2 pseudogenes are annotated in these 683 nt (G+C 71.9%); both read left to right on the top strand.

From position 1 onward, the window contains the following. Nucleotides 1–336: pseudogene (locus tag QHF83_RS53390) on the top strand (hypothetical protein); the annotation flags it as partial. Between the two features lie 36 nt (nucleotides 337–372). Next, nucleotides 373–683, top strand: a pseudogene (locus QHF83_RS53395) (hypothetical protein); the annotation flags it as partial.

Genomic DNA, 683 nt, shown 5'->3' on the forward strand with positions numbered 1-683 from the left:
CTGTGGGCGATGCTCATGGCCATGGTGTTCGCGTCGCTCGCGCTCGCGCCGCGCGAGCCTGACGGCGAGCTTCACGCCGTGGCCGCGGGTGCGGCGCGCGTCGTGGCAGCGTCCGCCGCGGACGTCGCACACGCGGCGGCGGAGGCCGCGGAGCCAGCGCCGTCGTTCGAGCACACTGGTTCACCCGTGCCCGTCATGGAGCCACCCACGCCGAAGAAGCAGACGCACACACCGCACACGCCACGGCGTCCCCTGGTCGACAGCGACAAGCAAGGCCGCCCCACGAGCGGTTTGTCCGCGGACCCGAAGGGTTCGTCCGCGGATACGTCGCACTAGGATCCGAGCCTCCGAGTGTGCTAAAGATCGAGCCCCATGCGCGCGATCGTGTGCTGTTCGATCTTGCTTCTCGCGTCGCCCGCGGCGCGGGCGCAGAGCAGTCTCTCCAGCGCCACCAACGAGAGCCCCGAGGCGGACGTGGAGCTACGGTTCCAGGCGTTCGCGCAGCTCGCGGACCGCGAGCGCGCCGCGGGGCGGCTGCGGGAAGCTGCCAAGGCGTACCGCCAGGCGCTCAACGTGCGGCCCGATCCGCTCGTCTCGGGGCGTCTCGGGCTCGTGCTGGTCGAGGGCGGCAGGCCCGAGGATGCTGCCGAGCTTCTGCTCTACGCGCTCCATCAGGCCCCGGC

The organism is Polyangium sp. 15x6 (genome assembly GCF_029960785.1).
Lineage (GTDB): Bacteria > Myxococcota_A > Polyangia > Polyangiales > Polyangiaceae > Polyangium.